Source organism: Alkalibacterium sp. s-m-28 (assembly GCF_054658175.1).
In genome coordinates this window covers 1-6,722 of sequence record NZ_BAAGIQ010000102.1, presented here as the reverse complement: position 1 = coordinate 6,722, position 6,722 = coordinate 1, and the positions used below count along the sequence as shown (strand labels likewise).

Sequence of the window (6,722 nt, the reverse complement as noted above, 5' to 3'; positions counted from 1 at the left end):
TCACCCTTGTGACCTTAACTGAAACCATTCAAGTGTTTGTCAAGGGCAAATGCGGCTCCGATTGGTATAGTCAGTGGGCCTTCACCACCTTTAATTTTTAGTTTTCATAAAAAATTTGACAGTTCCTCATATGTAGACCACTTATCATCACCTAGTCTGGCAAGATAAAAGTGATAGTTTATGTTGTATTATTTTAATTAATATATAAAATAATAACAAAAGTAGACTGATTGACAGGGATAACTGACAAAAATAATTATATTATGACCTATTGTTATAGTGTTTTTTGACAGTCGTTACGTTTTGCTCTAAGTTAAAACTGTTCATTTGGATTATATTGTAATACTCTTAAAAACTCCTGGCAGAGGAAAGCGACTTGATTCAGTCACTATTCCCTCTATCAGGAGTTTTTATTAGTTATATTGAGTTGCCTTATCCTTCGTTATAAGCAAAAGATTCTTTTTTAGATTTTTCTTCACGAACTGGTTTCAGCTGTCCTACTTCTCCAATTGGAAGAACAGTTTTACCGTACACTTCGTTCAGTACTTGAGCCATAGCGGCATAAATCGCAGACAATCCACAGAAAATACCTTCGTATCCAGCGATTGTCAGGATCAGAACAGATCCAGTGAAGTTACCGACTGCCAGCAGGAAGAACAGAATAGTCAGCGAACCGAAAACGACCTGCAGTGCTCTGTTGATGCGTAACGTTCCGACGAACATGAACAATGTGAACAGTCCCCACATGAACAGGAAGGCTGCCATTGATAATGAATCTGGAGCGTCTCCAAGTCCAAGCATCGGAAGGATATTCAAGCCGACCAGTGCCATCCAGAAGAAGCCGTATGATGTAAATGCTGTTGTTCCAAACGTATTGTTCTTTTTGAATTCCATGATGCCGGCAATGACTTGAGCCATTCCACCAAAGAAAATCCCCATTGCCAGTATCATTGCATCAAGTCCGAAAAATCCTGCATTATGAATATTAAGTAAGACGGTTGTCATTCCGAACCCCATAAGTCCCAGTGGAGCTGGATTTGCTGTTATCTCTTTAAAGGTTACTACTTTTTCGTTTTCCACGTTTAACACTCCTCGTTTATCTATGCACACAAGTGACTAGTATACAGATACATTGTGAAGTCTGTCAACCGTATATTAGTATTATCTTAGTTATAGCGCTTACTCTTCTCATTAACCATTTTACAAGTCGTGAAACTAAGTTATGAAAACCTTCCCTTCTATTAATTGTCTGTGACCGTAATTTTTATTATAGAGGAAGCATAGAGCATTCTCTATGCCTCATATCTCTAACTTATGAGGGATTCAGCTTATTAAAAATTGACGAATGCCTCATTTATTATGTTTATGACCGATTCAGGCTTATACAAATTAGTCGAATGCCTCATATAGCCCATTTATGAGGCATTCGCTTACCTACTCCTAAGCCTTCCAAAGAAACAACAAAAAAAGAGGGGCCGACTTTGTCTTAAGCAACAAAATCAGTCCCTCTTTTTATTTACATATTAAGTGTTAATTCCCAATTAACTATTTTTCCGTTCACTATCATAGATTCCGTCTTTTCCAAAGAATTCCTTAGTCTGACGGACAATGACCGGGCTCAGTATCAGCAGTCCGATCAAGTTAGGCAGAGCCATCAGGCCGTTCAACGTATCTGCCAGAGCCCAGACAGCTCGCAGGCCACCAATAGATCCCACTACAATCAGCGGAATGAAGAGCATTCGGTAAAAGACGATCGATTTAGGTCCGAACAGGTATTCCATACACCGCTCGCCGTAGTATGACCAGCCTAGTAATGTAGAAAAGGCGAAAAATATCAGTCCGAAGGTTACAATATAGCCTCCGTATGCAATCCCTTCATTGAATGCTGATGTAGTCAGTGCTGCTCCGTCAAGGCCGGTGTCGACTGCTCCTGTCATAACGATAACCATCGCTGTAATGGTACATATTACGATGGTATCGGCGAAGACTTCGAAAATCCCCCATAAGCCTTGTCTGACTGGATGATCCGTTGTTGTTGCTGCATGAGCAATTGGGGCACTCCCTAGCCCCGCTTCATTAGTGAACACTCCGCGTGCCACTCCGTAACGAATAGATAGAGTCAAAGTCGATCCGACGAATCCACCGGCTGCAGCCGATCCTGTAAAGGCATCACGAAAGATGACTCCGAAAGCCTGAGGAACGAGCTGGATGTTGGCAATGATAATAATCAGTCCACCTATAATGTAAATAGCAGCCATAAACGGCACAACGATTTCAGTCACTTTTCCTATTTTCTTAATGCCTCCGACAATGACCAAAGCAACCAATACGGCCAGAACGATCCCTGTGATCCAAGGCTGGATTCCAAAAGTGGCATTCAGGGAATCAGCTACTGAATGCGACTGCACCATGTTTCCTATTCCGAATGTTGCTGCTGCCCCAAAAATCGCAAACAGAACAGCCAGCCATCTCATGTTGGCCCCTTTTTCAAGATAGTACATTGGGCCACCGACGAATCGGCCGTCTTCTGTTTTCTCTCTATATTGAATAGCTAGTACGACTTCTCCATATTTTGTTGCCATTCCAAACAGTGCGGCAATCCACATCCAGAAAACAGCTCCAGGCCCACCGATCGCTATTGCTGTTCCGACTCCAGCAATGTTTCCTGTTCCCACTGTAGCCGCCAGAGCGGTTGAAACAGCCTGAAACGCGGTCACTTCCCCTTCACCTACTTGAGACTTTGAAAACATCTTTAAAAATGTTTGTTTTAACATGTATCCGAACTTAGTAAACGAGATAAAGCGTGTTCTGACTGTCAGCAATACCCCTGTCCCGACAATCAGAATCAGAAACGGCCAGCCCCAGACTAAATCATTGACGACCCCGTTGACCTCCAGTACCCATTCCATAAACCTCTCCATATTACTCTCCCCTAACTCTTTTTCATAATATCTAAATATACACAATCACTTGAACTTTGTATATGTTTTTTTGAAGGAGCTGCGGGATGAGCCAGTATCGCTTCGATTGATTTTTATTCCCGTTAATCAGTTTCCTGCTTTTCATTTCTAAATATTCCGTCTTTCCCGAAATAATTCTTGGTCAGTCTGACGACGACTGGACTCAGTAGGAGAAGGCCGATCAGGTTAGGGATGGCCATCAATTAAACTACTAACGATCAGTGCTTACGAATAGAACAATGGATGAACGATTAGCCTAGGAAAATATTAGACTACAGAACGCCATATGACTGTTTTGTCAATGCGCTTCGGTCAGATCGCTTAACTTGTGAGTCCTTGACATCGAGCCTCCTTCAACATGAAATTTACAAATAAAATTTTGTGAGTAAAAATGACAACGGGCTTAGTCATGAGAGTATCTGTCTTCTCATGACTAGGTCCATTCGTTGTTATATATCCTGTAACAGTTCGTTTGCCAATAGTTTATAAACGTTAAGTCTCTGCTTTTGAGTATGCTGAATGCTGCAGATCATGGCTTCCTGAAATCCATAGGTTTCCTGATCTTTTCTCAACTTATCTGCTACTTCGGCTGCCGTTCCAACGAGATGAATGCCCCGGTTCTGTGTGGCCGCAGCCTGTTCCTCATCAGTGAACTGGTAATCCGCTGCTTCTTCAGGAGTCATCAGCTGGTCCATGCGTCCCTGACTCAGACGAATGCGGGCGATATCCTGAGGCTTTGCCAGGTATTCCGCTTCTTCTTTCGTTTCCGCTGCCGTAACTAAATAGGCTACGCTGATTTCAGGCTTGTCCATAAATTCAGATGGCTCGAAATGGTGGCGATACAAGTCGAAGATCTCTTTTCGCATGGCACCAAGCATAAAGAACTGAGCGAAGGAGTACCCCATTCCTCGTCTTCCTGCTTCCATAGCACTATCTCCGCTCGATCCCAATAGCCATGCCTCTGGAATCGCTACATTCTGAGGAGCAGCAGGGGTATACCTGTATAACGGATCGTTAGGAACCGTATCTCTAATCAGTTCAAGTCCTGTGTCCAGCTTCTCATAAAGATGGTCAAAATCAGGTTTAACTCCTTGTGATAAAGCGTATATCGACCGCTGATCCCCTCCAGGTGCCCGTCCTACACCGTAATCAATTCTGCCGGGAGCCAGTGCACTTAATGTCTTGAATACTTCCGCCATTTTCAGTGGAGAGTAATGCATCATCATCGTTCCACCAGTTCCCAAACGGATTTTATTCGTTTTTGCAGCGATATAGGCAGCAATGATTTCTGGTGCAGAGCTGGCAAAGGCCTCACTTCCATGGTGTTCAGCCATCCACATCCGGTCATATCCTAATTTTTCTGCATGTTGCGCCAGCTCCACAGCATACTCAACTGCCTGCTGGGGGGTATGTCCCGTTGTTACTGGTGCCTGATCTAATACACTCAATCGCATCATCTATCTATCCTTTCTTTCATCGCACCTTAATTATTAATCGATAGAGCTTGTAGCTACTGATCTGTAAAATAGGTAAAAAAATGTTAGAGCATTCTTCTTATATCATACGCCTACCCCAATCATCTGTCCATTTTGGGGCACAAGTATTTTAATTAATCGAACTGCTGAATCTTCCCCTTGACCCTCTCACTTACATGCTCTATTATTGCAAGAGCATAAACAGTATTAATGAATAAGCAGTCACTCACTTTGGCGGAGTGGTCTTTAGAATGAACCTAGAATAGAGGAAGATAAAATGATAGCTAAAGCAAAAGAAGACATTGAAGGCTTAAAAGCCATTGGTAAAATCTGCGGCTCGATACGGGATGAGCTGGTTTCCAAGGCTTTACCCGGTATCACGACAAAAGAACTGGACGACATTGCCGGCGGATTGTTCGAAGAGGCTGGTGCTCAGTCCGCACCTAAAGGCGTTTACGATTTCCCTGGATTTACATGCATCAGCATCAATGAAGAAGTGGCCCACGGTATTCCAGGAAACCGAGTCATTCAGGAAGGCGATCTGGTCAATATAGATGTATCCGGATCTAAAGACGGTTACTTTGCCGATACTGGAATATCTGTACTGATTGGAAAGGGACACCCTGATCAGCAGAAAGTCTGCGATGTCGCTCAGGAAGCCTTTGAAGCAGGACTGTCCTTGGTTAAACCGGGCGCTCATACTAGCTCGTTAGGTAAAGTTGTCCATGATACGGCTAGAAAGAACGGCCTCACAGTAATTAAAAACCTGACCGGCCATGGCATCGGACGCTCGATCCACGAAAAGCCGGACCACATTTTCAATTATTACTCCAAATGGGACGACGTTAAATTAAAGGAAGGCATGGTGATCGCCTTCGAACCATTCATCTCAAACAATGAGCAGGAAGTTGACCAGTCCGATGATGGATGGACACTCGTCACTGAAGACAGTTTTGTCGCTCAGTATGAACATACGATTATCGTGACTAAGGATGGACCGATTGTTGTAACTAAGTAAAAATCAACTCCTTAAAACAGTCCAATATTTATTAAAATCGGTTCTATAATATAATAGTTGCCAGAAAAAAGCACAGACAGCCGTCCGTGCTTTTTTTCATATTCAAGTTTTTCTACAATTGATTCTCTCTAAATGCTATTAAGCATCTTTCATACTTAAAAGTCTGCAGCCGGTTTATTATTTATAATGTTTATCAGTTGGTATTCACCGTTTCTGTATTTGAAGACACTTGCATCGCACTTGTCCCTTCATTTTTTAGTGAAGCAATGACTGTCAGCATATATATTTTGGACACTAATGCCGATAAAGACCCAACCACAATCAGCCCAGTCAGTTGACTTGTCGCAGCTGCTGTCAACAGCAGGACGGCTACACCAGAAATCAAAAGATACCGTGTATCTTTTGTAGTATAGGTGTTCACCCTATCTACCTGCTGCATTTCAGTAAACCTGATGATTACAGACTCGAATAATTTATGAAAGACGGTCAGTTCAACCACCATATGTACTGGAGGGTAAAAGAGCAGGAGCATACTCAACATCTGAAAATCCAGACTGATCAAAGGAGAAATACCTTCCAGAAAGGAAAAAGTGAAAAGAATACACAGCCCGCTGTTAATGAGCGTGCGATTTTGAGCTGGAAGATTTTCCTCGATTTCTCCAAAGCCTTTGATCAAGATGTACCACCCGATTATACTGGGAAAAAGAATGAGAAAGCCTACCGAGACATTAATAATCGATAGGATATAGCCCCAGAAAATTTTCTTGTATCCACTAGCTGGTTTCGTCACGTCTATCTTCCTCCCCTGTATTCAACAGTCTATATAAATCAATCATTTCGTACTCGGGATAGTGGGTGTATCTATTAAGAAGAGAGACATGATATGACGTTCCTTCACTTGTCGATACTGTCAGTGTGGGTTCAGTATTCAAATAAGCAGATCCTTCAAGAGGCGTTTCACTAGTCGACTTTTCAACTCTAACTGTAAGTGTATCCCCCGATTCGATTAGAAGACCTTCTGCCTGTTGAGCAGTTACCCCGTTGGTTGGAAATGAATTTCTATGTATATATTCCACCTTATCAGAAAACACAGTCTCATTCTACCTGTAATCAAATCAAAACGCGCAGAGTAGAATCTGCACGTATGTGTCAAGACTTTGGCGGAAACTTTTTTTCTAGAGATGGTAACTCTTCAATTTTAATATTAAAATGGCTCATTCTGTGTGTTTCATTACCCAAACATTTTCTTCAGTTGTCCCATTGGACTTG

6 protein-coding genes are annotated in these 6,722 nt (G+C 42.4%); 1 reads left to right on the top strand and 5 read right to left on the bottom strand.

The window, feature by feature from the left end; genetic code table 11:
* Positions 1 to 432 precede the first annotated feature (432 nt).
* From ACYQ4S_RS10345 to ACYQ4S_RS10335, 3 genes are all read right to left on the bottom strand, one after another.
* Positions 433 to 1,080 (bottom strand): acetate uptake transporter, encoded by a 648-nt coding sequence (locus ACYQ4S_RS10345; RefSeq protein WP_459770984.1) that lies wholly within the window; start codon positions 1,078 to 1,080, stop codon positions 433 to 435.
* A 461-nt stretch (positions 1,081 to 1,541) separates the two neighbouring features.
* Positions 1,542 to 2,909, bottom strand: coding sequence for an alanine/glycine:cation symporter family protein (locus ACYQ4S_RS10340; protein ID WP_459770983.1), 1,368 nt, complete (start codon positions 2,907 to 2,909; stop codon positions 1,542 to 1,544).
* A 500-nt stretch (positions 2,910 to 3,409) separates the two neighbouring features.
* Positions 3,410 to 4,417: an LLM class flavin-dependent oxidoreductase gene (locus ACYQ4S_RS10335; RefSeq protein WP_459770982.1), complete on the bottom strand. Its 1,008-nt coding sequence runs from the start codon at positions 4,415 to 4,417 to the stop codon at positions 3,410 to 3,412.
* Positions 4,418 to 4,712: 295 nt separating this feature from the next.
* Between ACYQ4S_RS10335 and map the strand changes: the two genes are divergently transcribed.
* Entirely contained in the window at positions 4,713 to 5,453 is a 741-nt protein-coding gene (map, locus tag ACYQ4S_RS10330) for a type I methionyl aminopeptidase (RefSeq protein WP_459770980.1), read from the top strand.
* 193 nt (positions 5,454 to 5,646) lie between these two features.
* Here map and ACYQ4S_RS10325 read toward each other — a convergent pair whose 3' ends face one another.
* Both ACYQ4S_RS10325 and ACYQ4S_RS10320 read right to left on the bottom strand, forming a co-directional pair.
* Positions 5,647 to 6,243, bottom strand: coding sequence for a hypothetical protein (locus ACYQ4S_RS10325; protein WP_346024341.1), 597 nt, complete (start codon positions 6,241 to 6,243; stop codon positions 5,647 to 5,649).
* On the bottom strand, positions 6,227 to 6,544 hold the full coding sequence (locus ACYQ4S_RS10320) for a hypothetical protein (RefSeq protein ID WP_459770978.1): 318 nt from the start codon (positions 6,542 to 6,544) through the stop codon (positions 6,227 to 6,229). The genes ACYQ4S_RS10325 and ACYQ4S_RS10320 overlap by 17 nt, the downstream gene beginning before the upstream one ends.
* Positions 6,545 to 6,722 lie beyond the last annotated feature (178 nt).

Bases quoted from the DNA above. Each gene is read 5' to 3' on its own strand.
- ACYQ4S_RS10340 (WP_459770983.1), bottom strand. From the start codon at position 2,909: ATGGAATGGGTACTGGAGGTCAACGGGGTCGTCAATGATTTAGTCTGG.
- ACYQ4S_RS10335 (WP_459770982.1), bottom strand. From the start codon at position 4,417: ATGATGCGATTGAGTGTATTAGATCAGGCACCAGTAACAACGGGACAT.
- map (WP_459770980.1), top strand. From the start codon at position 4,713: ATGATAGCTAAAGCAAAAGAAGACATTGAAGGCTTAAAAGCCATTGGT.